Genomic DNA, 24,551 nt, shown 5'->3' with positions numbered 1-24,551 from the left:
TCTGCGGGCACCGACACCAACCCCGCCATCAGCGTCTACCTGACCATCCGCCTGACGAGGTAGCGAGCGTCACGGCCGACTCCCCGTAAAGATGCGGAGGAGAGGCTGCGCTGCCATTCGAGGCCGATGTAGCCGAGTCCGGTGTGGGTGGTGGACAGGCCTTTCCGTTGCCGGGGGCGCCCGTCCTGGTCGAGAGCACCGATACCGGCGAGGTAGGGCAGGTGGGGTGTGTATCCGGTGGCAAGGACGATCGCGTCGACGTCGCTGGAGGTGCCGTCGGGCCATACGGCGGTGTCGCCGTCGAGTCGGGTGAACATCTCGCGGGCAACGGGTTGGGATGCGGCGAGGGCGGCGCGGTAGCGGCCGGTGTCGAAGACCGGCACGGTGGGCGGGTTGGTGATCCGGTGCCCGATGGGGAGGGCGTCGATGCCGGTGATGGTGAACCAGAAGTGCATGTCGCGGCCGAGGGGGCGTTGCGGGGCGAACTTCACCGGTGTGCGGCTGGCGAGGGTGACTGTGGTGGTGTCGGCGAGTTCCGCGGCGATCTGGACCGCGGAGTTGCCGGCGCCGACGACGATGACGTTCTCCCCGGTGTGGTCGGCGGGGGTGCGGTAGGTGCTGGCATGCAGCAGTTTTCCGGTGAACGTGTCTTGTCCTGGCAGTGCCGGGAGGTGGGGTGAGCCGAATCCGCCTGTGGCGGCGACGAGCCGGGGTGCGGTGAAGGCGGTTCCGATGTCGGTGTGGGCGGTGAAGGTGTGGCCGTCGTGGTCGACGGCGTCGACCCGGTGGTTGAGGTGGATGTCGACGTCGAGGCCCTTGGCGTAGCGGCGCAGGTAGTCGACGACTTCGTCGCGGTGCGGGTAGTGGTCGGGGTCGCCGGGGAAGGAAAGCCCGGGTAGGGAGCTGTATTTCGCGGGCGAGAACAGGGTGAGGCTGTCGTAGTAGTGCGGCCAGGATCCGGCGGTGTCGTCGGAGGCTTCGAGGATCGCGGCGGTCAGGCCACGCTGGCGGAGGGAGTGGGCAGTGGCCAGGCCGGACTGGCCGGCGCCCACGATGAGGGCGTCGTAGTGGGACATGTGGGGGTCCTTCGAATCAGGGAGTGGCGTCGACGGTGCGGCGGGGGACGCTGGCGGCCGCGACGAGGGCTGCGAGGAGTGCGATGGCACCGAGGACGAGGTAGGCGTGGGCGTAGCTGCCGGTCCAATTCGACAGGGCGGTGCCGGCCCACGGGGCGAGTGCCATCACGATGACGATGGGGGCGGACATCAGGCCGTTGAGGCGGCCGTAGTGGACGGCGCCCCACCGGTCGGTGATGGCGGTGGCTTGGACGAGGGTGAACAGTCCACGGATCAGTCCGGCGCCGATCGCGACGGTGATCAGGGTCACGACCGTGGTCACGACACCCAGTAGTGCGGTGCTGACGGCGGTCGCGACGAGAACACCTATGGCACGGCTGCGAGCCGAGGTACGGGCCGCGAGGGGCAGGTAGCCGATGCGGCCGAGGAGCTGTCCCGCCCCACTCAGGCCGAGGGTCAAAGCCGCCAGAGACGGGGAGAAGCCTTGTTCGATGAGCAGCGGCACGAGGTTGAACACGCCAGCGAAGGCGGCGAACGCGCCGAGGCTCAAGGCGGCGACGAGGGCGAGGAACGCGGGGCTGCGGGAGGCGTCGCGGTGATCGGCCGCGTCTCCGTGCGCCGGTGCCGGTGGGTGCGGCCAGCGCCCGCGCAGCCCCCACAGGTGGGCGGGGATGGTGATGACGGCGAGGATCGCCGCGAGGATGAGATAGGTGGCGCGCCAGTCGGTTCGCTCGACCAGCGTCGCGGCGAGCGGGGCGAAGACGGTGCTCGCCAGGCCCGCGGCGAGGGTGAGGATCATCAGCGCCTTGACGTAGCTGTCGCCGTACCAGCGGGTCAGCGCCGCGAACGCGGGCGGGTAGAGAACGCCGCCCATCGCGATGCCGGCGAGGATCCAGCCGGCGTAGAACGTCGGCAGGTTGTGTGCGGTCGCGATGAGGAGCAGTGCGGGCACGGCGAGTACGGAGCCGGCGGTCATGATGGCGCGCGGGCCGATGCGGTCGATGATGCGGCCGACGGGGATGCCGGTGAATGCGGCGGCGAGCTGGCCGATCGAGAACGCGGCCATGATCGTCTGTAGGGACCAGCCGGTGTCGTCCGCGATGGACACCGACAGCACGGGGAAGGCGTAGTAGAGGATGCCCCAGCTGGTGATCTCCGTCAGGCACAGGATCGCCAAGACCCGCCGCAGACCAGCCGCGGGAAGGGTGTCGGTCTGCGGCGGGGCCTTGGTGTCCGTCATCGGGCTATCGTGACCCGCCGGGTGCGGTCAGGGTCACCAACTCTGGCTGCGGCGCGCCGCAGCAGCCGCCTTCCGAGGCGTCGGCGTCGGGCTCGTCGAATACCCCTGCGCCGCCGCAGACCCCGGTTTCGGGGAGGATCAGCTCGACGCGGGCGGCGGCCTCGTGGTCACCGGCGATCGCGGCGGCGATGCTGCGGACCTGCTCGTACCCGGTCATGGCCAGGAACGTCGGTGCGCGGCCGTAGCTCTTCATTCCGGCCAGGTAGAAGCCGGGTTCGGGGTGGCTGAGTTCCTCGGCGCCGTGCGGGTAGACGGTGCCGCAGGAGTGCACGTTCGGGTCGATCAGCGGGGCCAGCTCGATCGGGGCCTGCAGGACCGGATCGAGGCCGAGGCGGATCTCCGACAGCCAGGACAGCTCGGGCCGGAAACCGGTGAGCACCACGACACGGTCGACACCGTCGACCCGCTGACCGTTGTCGGAGGTCAGGGCAACCCGGTCCTGATCGGCGGGTTCGACTGCGGCGGTGCGGAACCCGGTGACGACGTTCAGCAGGCCGTCGTCGACGGCCTTCTTCGCCTTCAGGCCCAGGGCGCCGCGGGCGGGCAGCTGGTCGGATTCGCCGCCACCGAATGTGGAGGCGACGTCGCCGCGGCGCAGGATCCAGGTGATCCGGGTGCCGGGTGCTTCCTTCTCGAGCGCGGCGAGGGCAACGATGGCGTTCAGTGCCGAGTGGCCGCCGCCGGCGATCGCGGTGTGCTTGCCCGCGTACTGCGCGCGCACTTCCCGGTCGTCGAGGTCCGGGACGCGGTAGGAGATGACGTCGGCCGCGGCCTTCTCGCCGAGCGCGGGTAGTCCTTCGCCGCCGAGCGGGTTCGGGGTGCCCCAGGTGCCGGAGGCGTCGATGACCGCCTGCGCAAGCACACGTTCCTCGGTGCCGTCGGCGCGGCGGATGTGCACGGACAGCGGTTCGGTGTCGCGGCCGGAGTCGACGACGAGGTCGCGGCCGCGGCGGGCGACGCCGATGACCTCGGTGCCGAACTGCACGGCGTCACCGAGTGCGGCGGCGAGCGGGACGAGGTAGTCGCGGACCCACTCCTGCCCGGTCAGATACGCCTCATCGTCGGGGGCATTCCAGCCGGTCTGGTCGAGCAGGCGGCGGGCGGCGGGGTCGATGACCTCGGCCCAGCGGGAGAACAGTCGCACGTGGTTCCACTCGGCCACGGCAGCTCCTGCGCGGGGGCCCCGCTCGAAGACCAGCGGGGTGAGCTGGCGTTCGCGCAGTTCGGCGGAGGCGGCCAGACCGATGGGTCCGGCACCGATCACGACGACGGGCAAGTCGTTCATCATTCGACCTTTCATCGATGTTCTTCGATCAATGCCCACAGTATCGATGGCCATCGATGAATGCAACCATCGATGCCGATCGATATACTGAGTTCATGGTTACGTCCACTGAGTCCGCCGAGTGCCGTGTCCCGCCGAGTGCAGGTGCCGGGCATCCGTCGGCCGGTTTGGCGGCCGAGGACGCGGCCACCTACGCCGGTTGGTTCGCCTGCCTGGCCGAACCGACCCGTGTCCGGCTTCTCCACGAGGTCGCCAGCACCCCGGCCGGCGTCAGCATCGGGGAGCTGGCCACACGGCTGGGCATCGGCCAGCCGACCATCTCGCACCACGTCCGCAAGCTCGCCGACGTCGGCTTCGTGACCGTCCACAAGGACGGCACCAGCTCCGTCGTGGTGGTCAACCCGGCGTGCTGCACCGGCCTGCCGAGCGCGGCCGACGCAGTCATGGGCCTGCTCACCCAGCGCCCGTGCTGCCCGGACGATCTCCCCGGCGACGTGACCGTTCGACCGATGACCGACGAGGACTGGCCCGCCGTGCGCCGCATCTACAGCGACGCCATCGCCACCGGTCTCACCACCTTCGCCACCGAGGTGCCGCCTCGGAAGACGCTGGACACCCAGTGGCTCCCGGATCACCGGTGGGTCGCCGAGATCGACGGCACCGTCGTCGGCTGGGCCGCCCTAACCCCCGCGTCGCCCCACGAGCACTTCCGCGGGGTCGCAGAAAGCGCGGTCTGTGTCGCCGAAGGCTGGCGCGGCCGCGGCGTCGGCAAGGCCCTGCTCCGAACGCAGGTGATCGCCGCCGACCAGGCCGGCCTGTGGACGCTACAGACCTCGGTCTTCCCGGAGAACCGGGCCGCGATCGCGCTGCACCACTCCGCCGGGTTCCGCACCGTCGGGGTCCGCGAACGCATCGCCCAACTCGGCGGCGAGTGGCGCGACACCGTCCTGCTCGAACGACGATCCGAGACCGAGGCCGCCACCAGCTGCGCGGCGTTCTGACCGTCGTGGACATCGAGCTGCTCTACTTCGACGGCTGCCCCAACTGGCAGATCGCCCGGGACCAGATCGCCGAGGCCCTCGCCGCGACCGGGAACGCCGGAACGCCGATCGTGCTCCGGGCGATCGACACCCAGGACGAGGCAGAACGCGAAGCGTTTCCGGGATCGCCCACCATCCGCATCGACCGGGTCGACGCGTTCGGGCCGACCACCGGGGTGGGACTGACCTGCAGGGTCTACCACACCGCCAACGGCCCCGCCGGAGCACCGACAGTTCCCGACCTCGTCGAGGCGCTCCGCCAGGCGGAGCTGCGGCGACACTGACGTCAGACACTCAGTCCGCGTATGCGGACCGTGCGTTCGAGCATCGTCGAAATGTCGAATTGGCGGAAACCGACCCGATCAGTGACCTCGCGAGTGAGGGCAAAGATGCCCGCTCGTTCCGCCCACAGCGCAGCACTGCACCGAAGGCGACACGAGCGGGTTCACGGCCGAAGCAACATGCGACCTAGCAGCAGCCCGTCATCGGCGTGCACGCGCACATCTCACATGTTCCGTTCGCCATCATTACCTGACAGGTCCACCAGGCCTGCAGATTCGTCAGCCAGTTCTCCATGTCCTCACCTGATCTCCAACCCCCATCTAACATCGTAGTTCATCGGTTATCATCGCCGTATGACGATTGATCGTGCGGATGGTTGCCTGACAGCCGGGAGTACCGGCTCGACCCTCGATGCGGCGGTGGCGTTGTTCCACAGCCTGTCGGACGGGACCCGGTTGGCGATCGTGCGCCGCCTCGCTGCGGGTGAGGCTCGGGTGGCGGATCTGGTCGGCGAGTTGGGGTTGGCGCAGTCGACGGTGTCGGCGCATGTGGCGTGTCTGCGAGACTGCGGGCTGGTGACCGGCCGCCCGCAGGGGCGGCAGGTGTTCTATGCGCTGGCCCGGCCGGAGTTGATGGATCTTCTCGCCTCGGCGGAGACGCTGCTGGCGGCGACCGGGAACGCGGTCGCGTTGTGCCCGAACTACGGCACCGATGCCGAGGAGAAGTCATGAGCGACGCGTGCGGCTGCGGCCACGACGAACCCCGCCCCGAAGGCGAGGAAGAACACGAGCCCGAAAAGCTCTGGCACATCACCGAGATCCGCGCCGCCGCCGCGGCCGGCGTGCTGCTGGTCGCGGCGCTGATCGTTCGCGTGACCGGCGGAGCCGATGCGCTCGCTGTGGGGTTCGAGGCGGCCGCGCTGATCGTGGCGGGTTACACGTTCGTCCCGTCCACGCTCAAGAGGCTGGCCAAGGGCAAGATCGGCGTCGGCACGCTGATGACGATTGCCGCCGTCGGAGCGGTGCTGCTCGGCGAGGTCGGCGAGGCCGCCATGCTCGCGTTCCTGTTCGCGATCAGCGAGGGGCTCGAGGAGTACGCGGTCACCCGCACCCGCCGCGGCCTGCGGGCCCTGTTGTCCCTGGTCCCGGACACCGCCACGGTGCTCCGCGGCGGCCGCGAGGAGACCGTCCCGCCGGCCGAGCTCGCTCTCGGCGAGATCATGATCGTCAAGCCCGGGGAGCGGATCGCGACCGACGGCGTCATCCGCACCGGACGCACCGCCCTGGACACCTCCGCGATCACCGGCGAATCGGTGCCCGTCGAGGCCGGTCCCGGCGACGAGGTGTTCGCCGGGTCGATCAACGGCACCGGAGTCCTCGAGGTCGAGGTCACCGCTGGCGCGCAAGACAACTCGCTGGCCAAGATCGTGCGGATCGTCGAGGCCGAGCAGTCCCGCAAGGGCGAAGCGCAACGCCTGGCCGACAAGATAGCCAAGCCGCTTGTCCCGGCCGTGATGGTCGCGGCCGCGGTCATCGCCGCAGTCGGCAGCCTCGCCGGTGATCCGCGGGTGTGGATCGAACGCGCCCTCGTCGTGCTCGTCGCCGCCTCACCGTGCGCGCTGGCGATTGCCATCCCCGTGACGGTCGTCGCCGCGATCGGCGCCGCGTCCAAGCTCGGCGTCCTGGTCAAGGGCGGTGCCGCCCTCGAAGCACTCGGCCGCATCCGCACCGTCGCGCTGGACAAGACCGGCACTCTCACCCGCAACCAGCCCGTCGTGATCGACGTCGCCGCCGCTAACGGCGCCACCCGCGGCGACGTCCTCGCGGTGGCCGCGGCGTTGGAGGCCCGCAGCGAACACCCGCTGGCCCGAGCGATTCTCGCCGCCGTCGGCCACTACGTGCCCGCCGACGATGTCGATGCCGTGACCGGCGCGGGCCTGACCGGCCGCATCGACGGCGCACCGGTTCGGCTCGGTCGACCCGGCTGGATCGACCCCGGCCCCCTCACCGCCGACATCGAACGGATGCAGCGTGCCGGCGCCACCGCGGTCCTGATCGAGCGCGCCGGAACCGTGATTGGGGCGGTCGCCGTCCGCGATGAACTCCGCCCCGAGGCACACGAGGTGATCGCCGGCCTGCGCCGCGACGGCTACCAGGTCGCGATGCTCACCGGCGACAACGACCGCACCGCCCGCGCCCTGGCCGCCGACGTCGGCATCGACGAAGTGCACGCCGACCTGCGCCCCGAGGACAAGGCCCGCATCGTCGGAACCCTCCGCGCTGCGCGACCGACCGCGATGGTCGGCGACGGAGTAAATGACGCCCCCGCCCTCGCCACCGCAGACCTCGGTATCGCGATGGGCGCAATAGGAACCGACGTGGCGATCGAGACTGCCGACGTCGCTCTGATGGGCGAGGACCTGCGCCACCTACCTCAGGCGCTGCACCACGCGCGCCGGTCTCGGACGATCATGCTGCAGAACGTCGGCCTGTCCCTGGCGATCATCACCGTCTTGATGCCGCTGGCCCTGTTCGGTGTCCTCGGCCTGGCCGCGGTCGTCCTCGTCCACGAAGTCGCCGAGATCGTCGTCATCGCCAACGGCGTCCGCGCCGGACGCGCCCGAACCCTCACCGCAGCGACACCCTCGGCGATCACGCGCGAACCGATCGCCGGGACTCGGTCATGACCTACGCCGAGCCCACCACCTCGACCTCAGCCAGGTGGCGCCGCGGCCGCCGCACCCTCGTCGCGGTCGCCGTCGCCTTAGCTGCGATCGCGCTGGTCGTCGATCCGATTGCACGCGACACTCTTTCCTGGGGTCGGACCGTCGATCTCGGCCTGCTGCAACTGCGCCTGACCTACAACACCGGGGTCGCTTTCAGTCTCGGCGACCAACTCCCCACCGCCGTCGTTCTTGCCGCCACCGCGGCCATCACCGCCACGATCAGTGTGTTCGCGTGGCGTACCGCACCGGACAGTCACCCGATCCAGACCGTCGGGCTCGCCGCGATCGTCGCCGGCGCCGCCGCCAACGTCATCGACCGTCTTCTCGACGGCAAGGTCACCGACTACTTCCACACCGGATGGTTCGCCACCTTCAATATCGCCGACACCTACATCACCTGCGGCGTCGTCCTCGTCATCGGCGCATTGCTCCTCGAATCCAACGAGGACCACTCACCATGACCCGCATACCCGAGCACCTTGCGCAACGCCCACACCGCGGAAGCGTCCGGGTGAACGTGGGCGCGCTCGTCGCCGGTCCCTTATCGGACGAGTGTGGTCAGTCGTCGAGGTCGAGTTGGGCGACTGCAGCTTTGGCAGTGCGTCCGACGCCGAGGATGGTCGCCGAGCCGGGGCCGGTCCAGTCCCCGTAGCCGAGCAGGTGCAGGCGGGGCTCCTTGAGCGCCTTCGTGCCCGAGACGGCGATCGTGCCGTCGTGCTCGCGCAACCGCAGCGGACGCAGGTGGGCCAGCGCGGGCCGAAAGCCGGTGGCCCACACAATGACATCGGCGTGCTGAACCGTGTTTCCCCAGGCGACGCCGTCTCGGGTGAGACGGTCGAACATCGGTAGCGCCTGCAGGACACCACGATCGCGGGCCTCACGCACCTCGGGCACCATGACGATGTCGCCGAGGGAAGCCGGTCCGCCGGGATCGGGTTTCCCGGCGGCGATCGCCGCGGCGCGCTCGGATGCGACCTGGAACAGCACCCGCCCGTCGACGTCGTCGGCGAGGAAGCGGGGTGGCCGGGTCGTCACCCACGTGGTGGTGGCCACGGTGGAGATTTCGGCGACGAGCTGGGCGGCGGAGTTGCCGCCACCGACGATCACCACCCGGGCGCCAGCGAAGTCCGACGGTTGCCGGTAGTCGACCGTGTGGAGTTGGCGGCCGGTGAACTCCCGCGCACCCGGGTACAGCGGCCAGAACGGTTGCTGCCAGGTGCCGGTCGCGCTGATCACCCGCCGGGCCCGCCAGATCCGTTGGTTCGTGGTGACGGCGAGGTGCTGCCCGTCGCGGTCCACACCGGTGACCCGGACGGGCCGCTTGATCGGCAGGTCGTAGCGCTCCTCGTAGGCGGTGAAGTAGTCGACCACGTGCGAGGCGGGCGGGAAACCGTCCGGCCACGGCGGCATCGGCCATCCCGGCAGGGCCGCGAACTCCGCCGGGGAGAACAGCCGCAGCGACGGCCACGTGTGTGGCCATGCCCCGCCGGGTACCGGTTGGTCGTCGAGGATCACGAACCGGTGCCCGGCTCGCCGCAGGTAGTAGCCCGCGGCGAGCCCGGCCTGTCCGCCACCGATCACGACCACATCCATGTCGGTCACCGATCGCTGCTGCATCATGCTCAGACGGTGACGGGCTCGCCCGCGGCGGCGAGGGTGTTCTCGGTGATCTCCCCCTGGTCGGCCAGCCAGCGCTCGGCGTCGATCGCGGCGGCACAGCCGGTGCCGGCCGCGGTGATGGCCTGACGGTAGGTGTGGTCGACCAGGTCGCCGGCCGCGAAGACACCCTCGGTGGAGGTGGCGGTGGTCGGCGACTGCACCTGGACGTAGCCGGCGGCGTCGACGTCGACCTGGCCCTTGACGAGCTCGCTGCGCGGGTCGTGGCCGATGGCGACGAACATGCCGGTGACGTCGAGCGTGGACCGCTCGCCGGTGACCGTGTCGCGGACCACCAGGCCGGTGACGCTGTTCTCACCCAGCACCTCGACCGGCTCGGCGTTGGTGACGAAGCGGATCTTCTCGTTCGCCTTGGCGCGCTCGAGCATGATCCGGGACGCGCGGAACTCCTCGCGGCGGTGCACGAGGGTGACGCTGCGGGCGAACTTGGTCAGGAAGGTGGCCTCCTCCATCGCGGAGTCGCCGCCGCCGACCACGACGATGTCCTGGTCGCGGAAGAAGAAGCCGTCGCAGGTGGCGCAGGCGCTGACGCCGCGGCCGAGGAGCTTCTCCTCCCCCGGGATACCGAGGTAGCGGGCAGCGGCACCCATCGCGAGAATGACGGCGCGGGCGTAGTACGTCTCACCGTTCGCGACGACCTTCTTGACCGGGCCGTCCAGCTCGATCTCCTCGACGTCCTCGGTGCGGATGTCCGCGCCGAAACGCTTGGCCTGCTCGCGCATCTCGTCCATGAGATCCGGGCCCATGATGCCCTCGCGGAAGCCGGGGAAGTTCTCCACCTCGGTGGTGGTCATCAGCGAGCCGCCGAACTGGGTGCCCTCGAAGAGCAGGGGCTCGAGCTCCGCGCGGGCGGCGTAGACGCCGGCCGTGTATCCGGCGGGTCCGGAGCCGACGATGATCAGGTCGTGGATGGTCGCGTCAGTACTCAATGAGGAGCCTTCCGTGCGGCCCCCGCAGGGGCGAAGAGGTGGACGTTGTCGGTCAGGAACGGGCGGGCTCGGCGGTCAGTTCTGCGATCAGCGCCTCGACCTTCGCCTTGATCTCGTCACGAATCGGGCGGACCGCGTCGACACCCTGACCGGCCGGATCCTCGAGAACCCAGTCGCGGTAGGACTTTCCGGGGAAGACCGGGCACGTGTCGCCGCAGCCCATCGTGATCACCACGTCGGAGGCCTGTACCGCGTCCACGGTGAGGATCTTCGGGGACTGCGTCGAGATGTCGATGCCGACCTCGGCCATCGCCAGGGTCGCGGCGGGGTTGACCTGGTCGGCCGGGGCGCTGCCCGCGGAGCGGACCTCGATCCGGTCACCGGCCAGCGCGGTGAGGAATCCGGCGGCCATCTGGGAGCGGCCGGCGTTGTGCACGCAGACGAACAGGACCGACGGAGTGGCGTTCGGGGAATCGGTGGTCATCGAGAACCTTTCGGGAAGATGGAGGGGTCAGGCCTGGGTGGTGGTGGTGAGTTCGGTGAGCAGGCCGCGGACACGAATATCGATCTCGTCGCGGATCGCGCGCACCATGTGCGGCGATTGCCCTTCCGGGTCGGGTACCGACCAGTCGAGATACCGTGTGCCCGGATGGACCGGGCAGGCGTCGCCGCAGCCCAGGGTGACCACCACGTCGGCGACGGCGACGACCTCGTCGGTCAGCGGCTTGGGATACGCGGCGGCCAGGTCGATTCCGGTTTCGGCCATCACCGCGAGGACGGCGGGATCGATCCCGCCGGTCGGGGCCGAGCCCGCCGAATGGACGTGGACACGGCCGCCGCTGTGGTGGTCGAGCAGCGCCGCCGCCATCTGCGAGCGGCCGGTGTTGTGGGCGCAGACGAACAGCACCTCGGGCGCCGTCTTCACCACGGAACCGTCGGTGTGGGCGCGGGCGGTGAGGCGTTCGGCGGCCAGCCTGGGCGCGAGCGCCGTCAGATGGGTGTGCACCGTGGCGGTCTCGCGGAGCGCGGCGTACGACTCGAACACCGTCCGCTCCACCGTTTCCGGGGAGAAGACCCCGACGTATCTGCCGGCGAGATGCTCGGCGGCCCGCCGCAGGACCGCCTCGGGGACGAGTAGTTCGGACTGATGGCGGTCGACATGCTGGGACATGTTCGTCTCCTGGCCTTCTCGGGTCACGAAGCGATGGGTGCGGGAGAGTCCGTGCGGTTGAAGCGTTTGCGTAGCGCGAGGGAGACGTAGACCAGGCCGACGAGGACGGGGACCTCGATCAGCGGTCCGACGACCCCGGCGAGGGCCTGGCCGGAGGTGACGCCGTAGGTGGCGATGGCGACCGCGATGGCGAGCTCGAAGTTGTTGCCCGCGGCGGTGAACGCGAGGGTGGTGGTGCGCTCGTAGCCCAGTCCCATTGCGGCGCCGAGTGCGTAGCCGCCGCCCCACATGATCGCGAAGTACGCGAGCAGCGGGATCGCGATCCGGACGACATCGAGTGGCTGCGAGGTGATCTGGTCGCCCTGTAGCGCGAAGAGGATCACGATGGTGAACAGCAGGCCGTAGAGCGCCCAGGGGCCGATCTTCGGCAGGAACCGCTCCTCGTACCACTCGCGGCCCTTGGCCTTCTCCCCGAAGTGGCGGGTGAGGAACCCGGCGAGCAGCGGGATGCCGAGGAAGATCAGTACGGACTTGGCGATCTGCCACGGTGAGGTGTCGATGGTGGTCTGTTCGAGGCCCAGCCAGCCGGGCAGCACCGAGAGGTAGAACCAGCCGAGGACGGCGAACATGATTACCTGGAAGACGGAGTTGATCGCGACCAGGACGGCGGCCGCTTCGCGGTCGCCGCAGGCGAGGTCGTTCCAGATGATGACCATCGCGATGCAGCGCGCGAGGCCGACGATGATCAGACCGGTCCGGTATTCGGGCAGGTCGGGCAGGAAGATCCAGGCGAGCGCGAACATCAGCGCCGGGCCGAGGACCCAGTTCAGCAGCAGGGAGCCGAGGAGGAGTTTGCGGTCGCCGGTGACGGTGTCGAGGCGGTCGTAGCGCACCTTCGCGAGGACCGGGTACATCATGATCAGCAGACCGAGCGCGATCGGCAGGGAGATGCCGTCGAGTTCGACGGCCCCGAGTGCGTCACCGAGGCCGGGGATCATCCGGCCCAGGAGCAGGCCGGCGACCATCGCCACACCGATCCACACCGGCAGGAACCGGTCCAGGGTCGAGAGCTTGCCGACAACAGCGGGATGGGTGGTCGTCTCGGTCACCGGGCCACCTCCACGACCGCAGCTGCGGGCACGCAGGCCGAGCCTTCGACGACACCGACCTCGGACGCCAGCACCGCCGACAACTGCGCGAGCGCGGACGGGATCACCCGGTAGTAGACCCAGGTGCCGCGGCGCTCACAGTCGAGCAGACCGGCCTCGCGCAACACCTTGAGGTGATGCGAGATCGTCGGCTGCGACAGCTCGAACGCCGGGGAGATGTCGCACACACAGCTCTCGCCGTTCTCGTGGCTGGCGATCAGACTCAGCATCCGCAGACGCACCGGATCCCCGAGCGCCTTGAACATCCGGGCCAGGTCAGAGGCCCAATCTGAGGTCAACGGCTCCCGCGTGATGGGCGAGCAGCAGGCCTCGACCCCACTCGACGATTGATTCGACATACGTCTATATTGACTCTTATCGATTCAACTCGTCAACCGAACGGCCGGTGAACACGGCCACCCCGGAAGGATCCGAGCGTGAACAAACCTTCGGTGCTGTTCGTCTGCGTGAAGAACGGCGGCAAGTCCCAGATGGCGGCCGGGCTGATGCGCAAGGCCGCCGGCGACGCGGTCGAGGTGCACTCGGCCGGCACCAAGCCTGGCGCCGCGGTCAACGCCCTGTCCGCGCAGTCGCTTCTCGAGGTCGGCGTGGACATCACCGCCGAGACCCCGAAGGCGATCGACCCGCAGCTGCTGCGGGCAGTCGACGTGGTGGTCACCCTCGGCCGCGAGGCCCACGTCGATCCCGTCCCGGGGACCCGGTTCGAGAACTGGGACACCGACGAGCCGTCCGAACGCGGCATCGACGGCATCGACCGCATGCGCCTGGTCCGCGACGACATCGCCGCCCGCGTCGACCGGCTCGCCGCCCAGCTCACCGCCCCCACCCACCCCTGAGAACTGAGAGGCCCCCCTGATGACCCGTATCGAGGTTTTCGAGCCCGCACTGTGCTGCAACACCGGAGTGTGCGGCGACGACGTCGACCAGGCCCTGGTCACCTTCACCGCCGACATGGACTGGATCAACACCCAGGGCGGCGACATCGCCCGCTTCAACCTCGCCAATGAGCCCCTCGCCTTCGCCGAGCGGGAACCGGTCAAGGCGTTCCTGCAGCTCTCCGGCTCAGAGGGCCTGCCCCTCGTCCTCGTCGACGGCGTCACCGCCGTCACCGGCCGCTACCCCGACCGCGCCCAGCTCGCCAAGTGGGCCGGCATCGCCCCCGAACCGGTGGCCGCGCCCGCCGCGATCCAGATGCTCGGCCTCACCGACACCACCGACGCCGGATCCACCCGTGGGCCTGGGTGGTCAACAACTCGATCGCTGCAGCTCACCCGACATCACCGCTGCTCCGACGGCGTGCCGGGACAGAAGTCGTCGAGATCAGCTCCATCACCAGCACACACAACCGGAGTGCGATCGTGCCGATGCTGGCCACTGAACCTGTAGGGATCAACGCACTGAATGCACTGACCCGCCCGTCCGAGACGACCCAGTCGAACCTCCCGCCGACCTAGAATCTCCCGCACCACTGGAACTTGGTCTGGTCATCCAATTCCCGACGTTCTTTTGAACTTCGGCGTGCCGCTGGTTCACTGAACGACCGTCTCGCCCTGAGCGGATCAGCGAGCCGACGGGATACCCAAGTCGGCCAGGCCTGTTCGGCCGTACGGGCCCGATCGGTCGAGGACCGTGAGCTTGCGGATCGCCGCGTCTCGGCTGGTCTCGAGCCCTTGGATTTCGCCGAGCCACCCGTTTGTTCGCGCTTCAGCGATCCTCTCGCGCAGGTTCGCGATGATCGCGACCAATCGTGGTCGCGCCCGGGGGTCGACACGGAGCATCGGGCAACGGATACAGGCGTGTTCATGGTTGCAGGGGGATCCGTAGGGGCGACCGCAGGTGCCGAGTTCAAGCTGTCGGGTCGCGAAGTGCTGCTCGAACTCAGCCCACTCTGTATCGGTGGGTTCCCGGTACTCGACGGCGGGGCGCATCGCTCGACGGTGGTCGAGGTAACGGCGGTAGGACCCGATCAGCTCATCCTGGAAAACCGCGACGTACCCCTGCGTGGTGGTGATGTTGGCGTGTCCGAGGAGCTTGGCGGCGATGTGGACCGGGAGTCCGCCCGTAACCGCGTCCGTGGCGAACAATCGCCGGAAGTCGTGCGGTGTGAAGTGCAACGGCTCGCCGGCCGCGTCACGAAGGCCGATGCGCTCGATCGCCTCTTCGAGAAGGCGTCGCAGGGTTCCGTACCCGATCACTGAACGTCGGTGCCCGTTGCGGCACTGGAAGAGGTGCGGAAGCGCTGGACCTGTCGTCCGCTCATGCTTGTCGTATCTGGCGACCAGCGGGATCACTCCATCGTTCTCACCGCGTAGTCGAGTGATAATCGAGGCGAGGACGCTGGCGAGTTCGGGGCTGACGAGCAGCAGGCGCTCCTCGTTGCTCTTCGAGGGAAGAATCTGCAGAAGTGGCACCGTCTCGCCCGTATCCGGCGGCCTGTAGGTGACGAGTGCGAGGTGAGTGAGTTCGCCGAGCTCTTCCACTCGTATTCCGGTGTGGCGCAGTGTCTCGATAACAGCCCAGGTCCAGAAGGCGTCGTCTTCCTCCTTGACGACGTCGATGCGCCGGCCCGCTGGATCGATGACGTGAACGAACGTCGTGTTGCCGTTGACGCGTCGCTTGTCGCTGGGGTCGACCCTGCGGTATTTCGTTGCGCGGTACTCGAACTCTTCGCCGGGTTGGGCCCTCCGCGCATGGTCGAGAAGCGCCGCCCGGTCTTCGCGATGGTCGTTTGCGCTGTCCACGAGACGGTCGAGATGTGGAAGCCGAGTGCGGACGCGTTGGTGCATCCGGGCTTGTCGGGTGCGCTTGGCCTTCTCGATTCCCTTTGTGTCCATACGGTGCACGGGAGACGGAGCCGCCCACGGAGCCCAATAGGGATCCGCGAGGGCCCACTCCTGGATGTCGAGGTAGAACGCGCGCACAACCATCAGCACGTCCAGGTAATTCAGCCGCGGTCTGGTGGACCCATCTCGATTCGTGACGGTACGCAAGCGCAGCTTCCAATCTCGCGCGGCATTGTCGCTGAGGTGCAGGGAGTCGACACCCGGATGGTGGGCTTCGATATCAGCCCAGAAGGAGCCGAGTAGGCGGGCTGTTGAGTCGAAGGAGGTGTAGTCCAGCGCTGGCTTCCTCTCGTTGAGATAGCGAACGAGGAGATCCCGGATAGCCGAGTTCTGGATGGCGAATCGGTCGATGATCTGTTCGGCGCTGCGCTGGCCGACTCTCAGACACGTCAGCAGGTCGTTGTCGGGAATGGGGGCAATCCCGCGGACGAGATCCCAGGCCGCGTGGACGCCGTTCGGGTTGGACCCGTTGGAGTGCCGGTTGTCTGCAAGATAGTCGGTGAAGTCATGTAGCTGCAGTTGGTTGAGGTCTCGGCCGGTTGCCAGGACCATCTTGCTCAACACCAACCGCGCTTCGCGGAACTGGTACGCCGTCAGTTTGGCGCGCGGTGCGTTGGCGGCGATGCGTTCCCAGAGATCGGGGCGGAGCCTCTCTCGAACCGTCTCGTACAGGCTTCGTGCCCTGTATGCGCGCAGGAACGCGTAGTCGACGATCACCACTCGATGGATGAGGAGCGCCGGCACTGTGTCGATCACGTTCCTGCGGGCGACTCCGCGCGCCGAGAGATGCTCGGTCATGGTGGTGATCCAGCTCGGGTAGTCGTTCCCCGATGCGGCTGACCACCGCTCTTGCCAGCCGGTTCCGGGGAATGTGGAGAGCCACTCGAGGATGCCGCGCAGCGCGATCGCGGCCCGCTCGCCGCGTACCGGGTGATTCCGCCAGCGAAGGTCTGCCTCCACGGCGGCAAGCACCTCATCGATCGAGTGGCCGTCGTGGTGTCCGTGAACGCGCTCGGGGCGGACGGTCACTGAGGGAGTTGCCACTGTCGTCAGCACAGATCCTCACCGCCAAACAGAACAGACATGTCATGGTCCCGGTATCCCAGCGACTTCCCCGCGAGGGGGTGTGGTGGTGAAGGCCTGCTCAGGTGCTCGAGTACACGCGACGCCACCTGGACATCTGATTCGTGCAGGTACACCTGGACGGTCGTGGCGATTTGTCGGTGGCCGAGGATTGTCTGAACGTCACGGAGCGAGAGCTTCGAGTCGTCGGCCATACGTCGTGCGGCAGTGTGCCGCAGATCGTGCATGCTCCAGTTGGTTCCGAGCGCGACGTTGGTGCGACGGAAGACGCCTCGGAGCGTTTCGTAGTTCATCGGTTGGCGGGACGCACCAGCCCGACGATTGCGGACGCGAAGGGTCCACCACAGTGGGGCGTTCGGTTGCACATCATCGATCTCGGACAGATACAGGCGGAGCCACAGCAGCGCCTCCGCGCTCACAGGTAGCCATTGTTCGTCCCGTGAACCTTTACGAGTCACCCGCACCAACTGCTCGCCCCAGTCGACGTCGGCCATCCGCATCCCGAGGATCTCCCCAGCTCGGGCACCATTGCTGACCGCCATCGACAGCAGTGCCCTGTCGCGATTGGAGGTGAGCGCACCGAAGAGCCGAACCCATTCCGGATCGGGAAGGACCCTCGGACGACGTTTCGGTATGGGCGGGTTGTAGCGAAGCCGGCCGTCGGTTCGGAATGATTCGAGGGGGTTGTGGTGCGCATGGGCGCGCCGGCTCGCGTTGCGCAACTGGACTGGGTTTACCAGGGGCCCAGTCCCTTCGATGATGGCCCATTCGTAGAAGGTGCGCAGCACCGCATTGCTGTGGCGGATGGTCCGCGGCTTGTAGCGGTCGTCGAGGTACTGCTTGCGTGTGACGGCGTTGATCGTGCCCGCGGTCGAGACGGACACGGTCCGCCGACCACTTTCCGGCTTGATGGCATCAGACAACCAGAGAACGAACTCGCGCAGGTCTTCTTGTGTGGCACGGTTCCACGGCCGGTCGATCACACGCAACCAGCGCCACCATCGCAGCAGGTCATACGCATAGCTCCGAACCGTCCCGGCGCGGTGACCACGAGTGACCAACTCCTTCAGAAACTCGCCGACCGGCTCGATCTCACGATCGTCCGGTCCAACCAGAGACCAGAACGGAACCCCATCTACTGGGTTCACACGACCCCAGGCCGGAAGCCTCGTCGGCACACCCTTCGCGTCTTCACGGTTCACGGACACTCCCTTCAACAGTGCCCTCGACAATGACCACGCTGACCGCCCCCGCCTCGATCGTCCTCGGCGTGTCCGAACTTAGTCCGGTCAACATCCCGTGGGTCGTGCCTGGTTGTCCGGCGGTGCCGAAGAACAACGCATACAACGACCACAACAGCGCCGCGGTGGTGCCGACCGAGATGAGGGTGTCCATGGTGGCCGCACCGTGGCGCAGGTTGAGCAACGCGGCGCGATGAAACGGCCATGCCGCCCACACGATCACTGGCGCGGCCAACGTCAACGACGCCCACTGCCAGTAGGTGAACTGCAACGCCGGGACCATTGCCAGCGCGATCACCGGTACCGAGAGAACCACCGCACCGATCAGTCGGTGACGCAAGGCCACGAGCTCCCCGTCGTCGTCCGAAGGGTCATCGTCGGGGGCGGCACCTTTGGTGGGAGTGGCGGGCAGCGCAGCGTGGTATCCGGCCTGTTCGATGGTCTCGATCAGCAGGTGTGGGTCGACACCGGCGGGTGCGCTGACGTGAGCTTTTTCGGTGGCGTAGTTCACCGAGGCGCTCACTCCGTCGAGTTTGTTCAGTGTGCGTTCGATGCGTGCCGCGCACGATGCACACGTCATGCCCGACACGGCGAGTTCGATATCGACGGCGCCTGTCTGCTCGGCGGTGGCCGCAGGTGGGTGGATCGGAGCTGAGGTGGTCATGGGGGGTTCCTCGTTGGGTGAATGCCTCGGCGCAGTGCCCCGGGTGGCGCTGGTCAGCGAGTTAGTGTCCGGCGTGCGGATCGGCCGAGGGGGCCGTGGAGTCAGGTGTCGGGGCCGGGGCGCCGGTGGGGACGTCGAGAACGAAGGTGGCGGTATGCACAGCGCCCTGGACCTGGAAGTCGAGGTAGAGCAGATAGCGGCCCGGGGTGGGGGCGGTGGTGGCGAAGCGGACCTGTGGTCCCGCGAGTTGACCGGCGGTTGGTGCCGCGCCTTCTGGGTGAACATGCAGGTAGGCCAGGTCACCCTGTCGCAGGGCCACCAAGTGACCGAAAGCGCCCAGATACGGCTGCAGGGTGGTGACTGGTTGTCCTGCTCGGCGCACGGTGACGGTCAGTTCGGACTCGGCTCCAGCGCGCAGGTGCCCGGCCAGTTCGATGTCGAACCCGTCGACGGGTGACTGTCGTGATTCGGCGGCGGGTGGGGCCGGCTGGTAGTCACCGCTGACTTCGACGGTGCTGGTGAGGGTGAGGGGTTGGCCGGTGGCGGCGGGCACGAAGTCGGCGTAGATCCGGTAGCTGCCTCCCGTCGCCCACTGCCAGGGCAGCGTCCAGCGCCCTTCGGGCGAGAGAGTGGGGTGCACGTGTCGGAAGTGGGTGCCATCCGCGCGGACGACGATCAGGTGCAGCTGCTTGTCGTGCTCGGCGGCGAAGTCGGTGACCGCGGCCCCGGCGGCGTCGAGGATCTCAAAGCTCAGCGGTGCCTGCACCCCGGACGCATGGGGTGCCACCACATTCCCCAGGATGAAGCCGGCTGCTGCCATCGAAACTCCGCGAACCTGATCGGCCCCCGGAGACGAGGCGGATGTTCGCGACTGTGGTGCAGCATTGTGATCGGCATGGGCGGACTCAGCCGGGGAGGTCGACGCCCTGTCGGGAGCGACACCAGCGGCGATGGCGTACGCCGCAGCGAAAACTATCAGCAGGGCCGCGGCGAAGACGCCGAGCTTGGTTGGAACATTCATCGCTGGATTCCTGTCATCGGTGGTGGCGACACCCACGCCGCCCGGGAGAGGCTGAAGTCGCCAGTGGGGCAGACACTTCAGCCCCCCATCGGCTACTGCGCCAGGTGGTAGCCGGCCTCTTCGATCGCGCCGCGGATCGCGTCGGGCTCGATCGGGGCCGAGCTGGAGATGGTGACGTGCCCGCTGGCCACGTCGACGTCGACGTCAGTCACGCCGGCCAGTGCTCCGACTTCTTCACGCACCGACGACGCGCAGTGCCCACACGTCATTCCGGAGACGATCACTGTCGATGTGCTCATGAGATGTGCCCTTTCGGTACAGCAGTGGTGCCGACGACCCTCAGGGGGTCTGTCGCTGTGGCGTCTCGCCACACCACATTCATACCTTACCCCCCTAGGGTAATCAATGGGTTGTGGTGGGCTGAGCTTCGGTGGTGGCGGTGAAGCCCAGCCATCCGCGGCGGTGCAACAGCAACAGGGCTGACGCCGCCGCCATGCCGGTGAGGACTAGAGCGATCCACACCAGTTCGGGCATGTCGCGGGTGGTGGCCGCGCTGAACAGCCACCCGGTCGCGGCGTTGCCGAGCAGAATCCCGATCCCGACGATGGTGTTGTAGAGCCCGTAGTGGGTGGCGACAAGCGTGCCGCGGGCCAGTCCCACCACCGTGTCCATTTCGAATGGGAACACTGCTGCGGTGGCGGCGGCGAGCAGAGCTGCGGTGAGTAGCAGGGCGGCGATGTTGAGGGCGATGTTGCGCTGATGCGTTGCGGTGCTGGCGACTAGGGGCAGGAAAGCTGCAGCCATCAGCGTCATTCCCACGCTCAGGCTGCCGGTGCTGCCCCAGCGGTTGCCGAACCATGTGGTGATGCGTAGCTGGCCGGCGATGGCCACCAGACCGGTCACCACGAACATTGCGGTGACAACACTGGTGGCGAGGGTGGGGTTGTCTGCTATGCGGTCGGCATGTAGGGGCAGGGCGAGGTAGACCTGGAAGGACAGCACGTAAGAGCTGGCCATCGCCGCAGCGAAGAGCAGGAATCGCCGGTTACGGACGACGCTGCGCCAGTCCTGAATGATTGAGGTGCTGCTCGGGGCAGGTGTTGTTGCGGGTAGCGCTTTGATCTGCACGAGGGTCAGGACCGCGAAAACTGCTGCCGCACAGAGAGAGGTGAGCCGGAAGTCCAGGGCGGTCAGGGCTAGTCCGACCAGCGGCCCGAGCAGGATCCCGGCCTGGTAGAACACGTTGAACACGGCGAATGCTTCGATGCGGCGCTCACCGGCGTCGGCGGCCAGGTAGGCCCGTACGGCGGGGTTGAACAGCGCCCCGGCGAATCCCGTTGCCGCCGAGGCGATCAGGATCGCCGGCAGCGAACTGACCAGGGCCAGTAGGACGAATCCGATGACCCTCATCAGGCATCCGGCGATGATGAGCGGTTTGTAACCCCAGCGGTCAGCGAGTGTTCCCCCGATCAGGAACATGCCCTGTTGGGAGAAGTTGCGTATCCCCAGGACCAGGCCCACTGCCCATGCGGCCAGGGCCAGCGGGCCGGCGAGGTAGGCGGCGAGGTAGGGCATGAGCATGTAGAAGCCGAGATTGATGGTGAACTGATTGACCATCAGCACTTGGCTGGGGCGATCGAAGCTGCGGAAACTGCGGTAGAGGCGTCGCATAGATCAGCTCGTGGGCTCGGCGTGCGGCACGCAAGTGGGGTCGATGATGGTAGGGCACCACGTCCAGCTGCTCGCGACCTGAGTGAGCGGATCGCTGATGGTGCGGGGTTCAGTGGGCGGCGCCGGGGCGCCGATCAGGTCGTGAGCGCGGCAGTACTCATCGTTGTAAATGGTTCCGTAGTAGCGAGCGGGGCCATCGGGGAACACCGCCGCGATGCGCGTATCGGCCGAACGAGTACGCGCCAGCCAGCCCGAGACCAGGGCCACCGCGCCCACGCTCCAGCCGCCGGTGGCGTAATGCGTGGCGGCCAGGGTGCGACATGCCCAGACTGCCTCGGCCGGCGCCACCCAGTGCACCTCACTGAACTGGTCATAGGCAACGTTGCGGGGGTAGATACTCGAGCCGAGTCCCCGCATAATCCGTGACTGTGCCGGCTGGCCGAAAATCGTCGAGCCAATGGTGTCTACGCCCACAACCTCCAGCTCAGGGTTGAACTGCCGCAGAGTATGAGCCACACCGGCTGAGTGCCCACCGGTGCCCACCGAGCACACCAGCACATCGATATGTCGCAGCTGCGCGATCAACTCCACACCCAACGAGCTGTAACCGGTCACGTTGTCGGGGTTGGAATACTGGTCGGGACACCACGCAGCCTCGTCGCGCTCGAGCAGGGTGCGCACGCGGTCGCGGCGGGCTTGTTGCCAACCCCCGACCGGATGGGGATCGCTGACGACATCGACCTGGGCGCCGTATGCGGCGAGCATCTGCCGCAAGATCGGTTCCAGTCCTGGATCGGTCACCAAGGTCACCGGATGCCCGAACACGATGCCCGCTAAAGCCAGGCCTAATCCCAGTGTCCCACTAGTTGATTCGATGATCCGCGCCCCCGGGGCCAGCTCTTCACGGGCGCGGGCGCGTTCCACCATGTGCAGCGCAGGCCGGTCTTTCATACCACCGGGGTTGAAGCCTTCCAGCTTGGCCCAGAAGCCGCGCCCGTGCTCGGCGAAGGGTTCCTCGATGCGCAACACCGGGGTGCCGCCCACCAGCTGACGACTCAGCCCAGCACGGGGCGACGCGGCTTCGGCGGGGAAGGTACTGGCGAATGGATCACTGGTGGTGAGGCTGTAGGAGACAGTCACACGGGCATCCTCTGCGTTGTTGAACAGGACGCCGCCGGGCAGAAATCAGATCATCAGTGTGAGAGGGAACTGTGTCGTAACGTTCCACCCGGCGACACCGCCACCTTGCCCACCGAACCTCAAGGCTGATCGGCAGCGTGGATCAAGATCTGCTCAAGAATGCCCACGAGGTTGGATGATCGTGTAGACCACCGCCACCATAGGAGCGTGCCCCAAGATCGCAACGTCGTCGACGACCTCCATATGCCGGTGGTCCGACCACCGCACGGTCTGCACGCCCTGGTGATCGAAGATGAGCCCGACATTGCCGAAGTCGTTGCTGACTACCTGCAGCGCAGCGGATTCACGGTCACCGTTGCGCCCGACGGCCAGGAGGGAGTCGCCGCCGCACGCACGGCGAGTCCGGCAGTAGTCATCCTCGACCTGGGCTTGCCGTCACTCGATGGCGTCGAGGTCTGTCGACAGTTGCGCACCTTCACCAACGCCTACATCGTGATGGTCACGGCCCGCGCGGACGAAGTCGACACAGTCGTTGGCCTGTCGGTGGGGGCCGATGACTACCTCACGAAACCATTTCGCCCTCGTGAGCTGATGGCGCGCATCGACGCCATGCTGCGCCGACCACGGCCGACCCCAACCGGCGAGTCGCACCCGCGGACGATAGGGGAGCTCACCCTCGACCCTCAGGGTCGTGAAGTCCAGGTGGAGAGCACACCCGTGGAGCTGACTCGGACTGAGTTCGACGTTCTCGAAGCGCTCACGCGGCGGCCCGGTGTTGTGTTCAGTCGAGAGCAACTGCTCACCGAAATCTGGGGACCCGACTGGGTCGGCGATGCCCACGTCGTCGAAGTCCATGTCGCCAGTCTGCGCCGCAAACTCGGTGACAGCGCCGTAGCCGGCCGATTCATCCGCACCGTTCGCGGAGTGGGCTACCGGATGGGTGACGGCCAACCTCGAGGAGCCAGCGATGAACGATGAACGTCGACGGTTACGTATCCCCGGCAGCTTCGGCTCCCGGCTCATGCTCGCTCAAGCTATCGTCATCGCCGGCGGCGGCATCAGCGTCGCGATCGTGGCACTATTCGTGGCTCCACACACCTTCCACGACCACCTCGGCCAAGCTCGCCTCGAGCCAGGGTCAGTTCAGGCCGACCATGTCGAAGCCGCGTTCACTTCCTCGATCGTCGTCTCAATGTCTGTCGCATTGATCACCTCGACGATCCTGGCCACGGCCGTCAGCTGGTTCCTGGCTCGCCGCGTACAACAGTCAGTCGCCAGTGTCGCCCGCTCAGCCGTGGCTATTGGCGCCGGCAACTACCGCACGCGCGTACCCGATCGCCAGCTCGGCACCGAGTTCACCCAGCTCAGCCGAGCTATCAACCAACTTGCACAACGGCTGGATTCACAAGACGACATCCGTAAGCGGATGCTGTCAGACCTTGCCCACGAACTGCGCACCCCACTGACCACCATCGGCGCGATCACCGACGCCATCGAAGACGGAATCCGGGCTCCCGACTCACAGACCTTTGACGTCGTGCGCACCGCCACCACCCGCCTGCAGCGTCTCGCCGAGGACATCGCGACCGTATCCAGCGCCGACGAGCATCAGATGCCCCTCCACCCGGCGACGATCACTGTCAACGAACTGCTCATCGCGACCTACGAAGAAGCCGCCGACCTGTTCACCGACGCCAAAGTCACGCTAGGCATCGTCACCACCGCCGCGCGCGTACACATCCATGTCGACGCCGAACGAATGAGCCAAGTACTGCTCAATCTGCTCACCAACGCGCTGCGACACAGCTCCCCGGGCCAGCGAGTCGTAGTGAAAGCCGACACCGCCCCGGCACACGCGGTGCGCATCAGCGTCGTCGACTGCGGTGACGGCATTCCCCCTCAACACCTTCCACACATCTTCGACCGCTTCTACCGCACCGACTCCTCACGCACCAGAGACGCCGGCGGCAGCGGAATCGGCCTCACCATCGCCCGCTCTATCGTCGAAGACCATGGGGGCACCTTGCTCGCCGAAAGCCTGGGAGCCGGACACGGAGCCACCTTCACCATCACGTTGCCGACCACCACCCGACGTCACATCCACCGCAGCACCCCTGGAACCGAATTCTCCGTGGCCTTCAAACACCGCCCGCGTCGCGGCGCTGCCGATGCGCTCCAACGGGACCAAGCTACTAACTGAGGTAGTCCGTCGTAAGATTGACCCGCATCTAGAG

23 protein-coding genes and 2 pseudogenes are annotated in these 24,551 nt (G+C 67.5%); 9 read left to right on the top strand and 16 right to left on the bottom strand.

From position 1 onward, the window contains the following. Positions 1-35: 35 nt before the first annotated feature. The 3 genes from IHQ52_RS14320 to IHQ52_RS14310 are packed head-to-tail and all read right to left on the bottom strand — an operon-like array spanning position 36 to position 3,661. Entirely contained in the window at positions 36-1,076 is a 1,041-nt protein-coding gene (locus IHQ52_RS14320; protein ID WP_005195353.1) for a flavin-containing monooxygenase, read from the bottom strand. A 16-nt stretch (positions 1,077-1,092) separates the two neighbouring features. Further along, positions 1,093-2,316: an MFS transporter gene (locus IHQ52_RS14315; protein ID WP_005195350.1), complete on the bottom strand. Its 1,224-nt coding sequence runs from the start codon at positions 2,314-2,316 to the stop codon at positions 1,093-1,095. A gap of 4 nt (positions 2,317-2,320) precedes the next feature. Beyond that, positions 2,321-3,661, bottom strand: a complete 1,341-nt coding sequence (locus tag IHQ52_RS14310; protein WP_005195348.1) for an NAD(P)-binding domain-containing protein — start codon at positions 3,659-3,661, stop codon at positions 2,321-2,323. A gap of 95 nt (positions 3,662-3,756) precedes the next feature. Between IHQ52_RS14310 and IHQ52_RS14305 the strand changes: the two genes are divergently transcribed. The 5 genes from IHQ52_RS14305 to lspA all read left to right on the top strand — a co-directional run bounded on the left by IHQ52_RS14305 (position 3,757) and on the right by lspA (position 8,169). Continuing rightward, positions 3,757-4,662: a GNAT family N-acetyltransferase gene (locus IHQ52_RS14305; protein ID WP_005195334.1), complete on the top strand. Its 906-nt coding sequence runs from the start codon at positions 3,757-3,759 to the stop codon at positions 4,660-4,662. A gap of 5 nt (positions 4,663-4,667) precedes the next feature. After that, the gene (locus IHQ52_RS14300) at positions 4,668-4,985 is read left to right on the top strand and encodes a hypothetical protein (protein ID WP_005195331.1); all 318 of its coding nucleotides are present in this window, start codon (positions 4,668-4,670) and stop codon (positions 4,983-4,985) included. 351 nt (positions 4,986-5,336) lie between these two features. Then, a complete protein-coding gene (locus IHQ52_RS14295) occupies positions 5,337-5,714 on the top strand; it encodes an ArsR/SmtB family transcription factor (RefSeq protein WP_005195330.1) in 378 nt (125 codons plus the stop codon). Continuing rightward, positions 5,711-7,669, top strand: a complete 1,959-nt coding sequence (locus tag IHQ52_RS14290; protein ID WP_005195329.1) for a heavy metal translocating P-type ATPase — start codon at positions 5,711-5,713, stop codon at positions 7,667-7,669. Before IHQ52_RS14295 ends, IHQ52_RS14290 begins: the two co-directional genes overlap by 4 nt. Continuing rightward, positions 7,666-8,169, top strand: a complete 504-nt coding sequence (lspA, locus tag IHQ52_RS14285) for a signal peptidase II (RefSeq protein ID WP_005195328.1) — start codon at positions 7,666-7,668, stop codon at positions 8,167-8,169. The genes IHQ52_RS14290 and lspA overlap by 4 nt, the downstream gene beginning before the upstream one ends. A 97-nt stretch (positions 8,170-8,266) precedes the next feature. Here the strand turns inward: lspA and IHQ52_RS14280 are convergent, their stop codons facing one another. From IHQ52_RS14280 to IHQ52_RS14255, 6 genes are read right to left on the bottom strand one after another with little or no spacing between them, the layout of a single operon-like run. Further along, positions 8,267-9,328 (bottom strand): ArsO family NAD(P)H-dependent flavin-containing monooxygenase, encoded by a 1,062-nt coding sequence (locus tag IHQ52_RS14280; RefSeq protein ID WP_005195327.1) that lies wholly within the window; start codon positions 9,326-9,328, stop codon positions 8,267-8,269. A gap of 2 nt (positions 9,329-9,330) precedes the next feature. Then, a complete protein-coding gene (gene trxB, locus IHQ52_RS14275) occupies positions 9,331-10,314 on the bottom strand; it encodes a thioredoxin-disulfide reductase (RefSeq protein ID WP_005195324.1) in 984 nt (327 codons plus the stop codon). Between the two features lie 52 nt (positions 10,315-10,366). Continuing rightward, positions 10,367-10,798 carry an arsenate reductase ArsC gene (locus tag IHQ52_RS14270; RefSeq protein WP_005195323.1) on the bottom strand — a complete coding sequence of 144 codons (432 nt, stop codon included), beginning with the start codon at positions 10,796-10,798 and terminating at the stop codon, positions 10,367-10,369. Between the two features lie 27 nt (positions 10,799-10,825). Then, positions 10,826-11,485, bottom strand: coding sequence for an arsenate reductase ArsC (locus IHQ52_RS14265; RefSeq protein ID WP_005195321.1), 660 nt, complete (start codon positions 11,483-11,485; stop codon positions 10,826-10,828). Positions 11,486-11,508: 23 nt separating this feature from the next. Then, positions 11,509-12,594 (bottom strand): ACR3 family arsenite efflux transporter, encoded by a 1,086-nt coding sequence (gene arsB / locus IHQ52_RS14260; RefSeq protein WP_005195320.1) that lies wholly within the window; start codon positions 12,592-12,594, stop codon positions 11,509-11,511. After that, positions 12,591-12,992, bottom strand: a complete 402-nt coding sequence (locus IHQ52_RS14255; protein ID WP_005195318.1) for an ArsR/SmtB family transcription factor — start codon at positions 12,990-12,992, stop codon at positions 12,591-12,593. The genes arsB and IHQ52_RS14255 overlap by 4 nt, the downstream gene beginning before the upstream one ends. A 78-nt stretch (positions 12,993-13,070) precedes the next feature. Between IHQ52_RS14255 and IHQ52_RS14250 the strand changes: the two genes are divergently transcribed. Continuing rightward, positions 13,071-13,490, top strand: coding sequence for an arsenate-mycothiol transferase ArsC (locus tag IHQ52_RS14250; RefSeq protein ID WP_005195317.1), 420 nt, complete (start codon positions 13,071-13,073; stop codon positions 13,488-13,490). 19 nt (positions 13,491-13,509) lie between these two features. Continuing rightward, positions 13,510-13,893 (top strand): annotated as a pseudogene (gene arsD, locus IHQ52_RS14245) (arsenite efflux transporter metallochaperone ArsD); the annotation flags it as partial. Between the two features lie 320 nt (positions 13,894-14,213). Here arsD and IHQ52_RS14235 read toward each other — a convergent pair. From IHQ52_RS14235 to IHQ52_RS14205, 7 genes and pseudogenes are all read right to left on the bottom strand, one after another. Then, entirely contained in the window at positions 14,214-16,541 is a 2,328-nt protein-coding gene (locus tag IHQ52_RS14235) for a tyrosine-type recombinase/integrase (protein ID WP_157226812.1), read from the bottom strand. 5 nt (positions 16,542-16,546) lie between these two features. Then, complete coding sequence (locus IHQ52_RS14230) at positions 16,547-17,782, bottom strand: tyrosine-type recombinase/integrase (RefSeq protein WP_005195314.1); 1,236 nt, start codon at positions 17,780-17,782, stop codon at positions 16,547-16,549. A gap of 84 nt (positions 17,783-17,866) precedes the next feature. Then, positions 17,867-18,485, bottom strand: a pseudogene (locus IHQ52_RS14225) (cation transporter); the annotation flags it as partial. 61 nt (positions 18,486-18,546) lie between these two features. Beyond that, the gene (locus IHQ52_RS14220; protein ID WP_024499316.1) at positions 18,547-19,506 is read right to left on the bottom strand and encodes a hypothetical protein; all 960 of its coding nucleotides are present in this window, start codon (positions 19,504-19,506) and stop codon (positions 18,547-18,549) included. A gap of 92 nt (positions 19,507-19,598) precedes the next feature. Next, on the bottom strand, positions 19,599-19,805 hold the full coding sequence (locus IHQ52_RS14215) for a heavy-metal-associated domain-containing protein (protein WP_024499317.1): 207 nt from the start codon (positions 19,803-19,805) through the stop codon (positions 19,599-19,601). Between the two features lie 103 nt (positions 19,806-19,908). Next, entirely contained in the window at positions 19,909-21,177 is a 1,269-nt protein-coding gene (locus IHQ52_RS14210) for an MFS transporter (RefSeq protein WP_024499318.1), read from the bottom strand. A gap of 3 nt (positions 21,178-21,180) precedes the next feature. Then, positions 21,181-22,317 carry a PLP-dependent cysteine synthase family protein gene (locus IHQ52_RS14205; RefSeq protein ID WP_024499319.1) on the bottom strand — a complete coding sequence of 379 codons (1,137 nt, stop codon included), beginning with the start codon at positions 22,315-22,317 and terminating at the stop codon, positions 21,181-21,183. A gap of 243 nt (positions 22,318-22,560) precedes the next feature. Between IHQ52_RS14205 and IHQ52_RS14200 the strand changes: the two genes are divergently transcribed. Beyond that, entirely contained in the window at positions 22,561-23,295 is a 735-nt protein-coding gene (locus IHQ52_RS14200; RefSeq protein ID WP_005180009.1) for a response regulator transcription factor, read from the top strand. After that, on the top strand, positions 23,285-24,517 hold the full coding sequence (locus tag IHQ52_RS14195; protein ID WP_005195289.1) for a sensor histidine kinase: 1,233 nt from the start codon (positions 23,285-23,287) through the stop codon (positions 24,515-24,517). The genes IHQ52_RS14200 and IHQ52_RS14195 overlap by 11 nt, the downstream gene beginning before the upstream one ends. Positions 24,518-24,551: the final 34 nt, after the last annotated feature.

The organism is Gordonia amicalis (genome assembly GCF_022059885.1).
Taxonomy (GTDB): domain Bacteria; phylum Actinomycetota; class Actinomycetes; order Mycobacteriales; family Mycobacteriaceae; genus Gordonia; species Gordonia amicalis.
Note: the sequence above shows the minus strand (reverse complement) of the source record. Positions and strands in the feature narration are given on the sequence as shown.

Bases quoted from the DNA above. Each gene is read 5' to 3' on its own strand.
- IHQ52_RS14195 (WP_005195289.1), top strand. From the start codon at position 23,285: ATGAACGATGAACGTCGACGGTTACGTATCCCCGGCAGCTTCGGCTCC.
- IHQ52_RS14215 (WP_024499317.1), bottom strand. From the start codon at position 19,805: ATGAGCACATCGACAGTGATCGTCTCCGGAATGACGTGTGGGCACTGC.
- IHQ52_RS14280 (WP_005195327.1), bottom strand. From the start codon at position 9,328: ATGATGCAGCAGCGATCGGTGACCGACATGGATGTGGTCGTGATCGGT.
- IHQ52_RS14310 (WP_005195348.1), bottom strand. From the start codon at position 3,661: ATGAACGACTTGCCCGTCGTCGTGATCGGTGCCGGACCCATCGGTCTG.
- IHQ52_RS14265 (WP_005195321.1), bottom strand. From the start codon at position 11,485: ATGTCCCAGCATGTCGACCGCCATCAGTCCGAACTACTCGTCCCCGAG.
- IHQ52_RS14320 (WP_005195353.1), bottom strand. From the start codon at position 1,076: ATGTCCCACTACGACGCCCTCATCGTGGGCGCCGGCCAGTCCGGCCTG.
- IHQ52_RS14255 (WP_005195318.1), bottom strand. From the start codon at position 12,992: ATGTCGAATCAATCGTCGAGTGGGGTCGAGGCCTGCTGCTCGCCCATC.
- IHQ52_RS14315 (WP_005195350.1), bottom strand. From the start codon at position 2,316: ATGACGGACACCAAGGCCCCGCCGCAGACCGACACCCTTCCCGCGGCT.
- IHQ52_RS14295 (WP_005195330.1), top strand. From the start codon at position 5,337: ATGACGATTGATCGTGCGGATGGTTGCCTGACAGCCGGGAGTACCGGC.
- IHQ52_RS14220 (WP_024499316.1), bottom strand. From the start codon at position 19,506: ATGAATGTTCCAACCAAGCTCGGCGTCTTCGCCGCGGCCCTGCTGATA.
- IHQ52_RS14290 (WP_005195329.1), top strand. From the start codon at position 5,711: ATGAGCGACGCGTGCGGCTGCGGCCACGACGAACCCCGCCCCGAAGGC.
- IHQ52_RS14270 (WP_005195323.1), bottom strand. From the start codon at position 10,798: ATGACCACCGATTCCCCGAACGCCACTCCGTCGGTCCTGTTCGTCTGC.
- IHQ52_RS14305 (WP_005195334.1), top strand. From the start codon at position 3,757: ATGGTTACGTCCACTGAGTCCGCCGAGTGCCGTGTCCCGCCGAGTGCA.
- IHQ52_RS14200 (WP_005180009.1), top strand. From the start codon at position 22,561: ATGCCGGTGGTCCGACCACCGCACGGTCTGCACGCCCTGGTGATCGAA.
- IHQ52_RS14210 (WP_024499318.1), bottom strand. From the start codon at position 21,177: ATGCGACGCCTCTACCGCAGTTTCCGCAGCTTCGATCGCCCCAGCCAA.
- lspA (WP_005195328.1), top strand. From the start codon at position 7,666: ATGACCTACGCCGAGCCCACCACCTCGACCTCAGCCAGGTGGCGCCGC.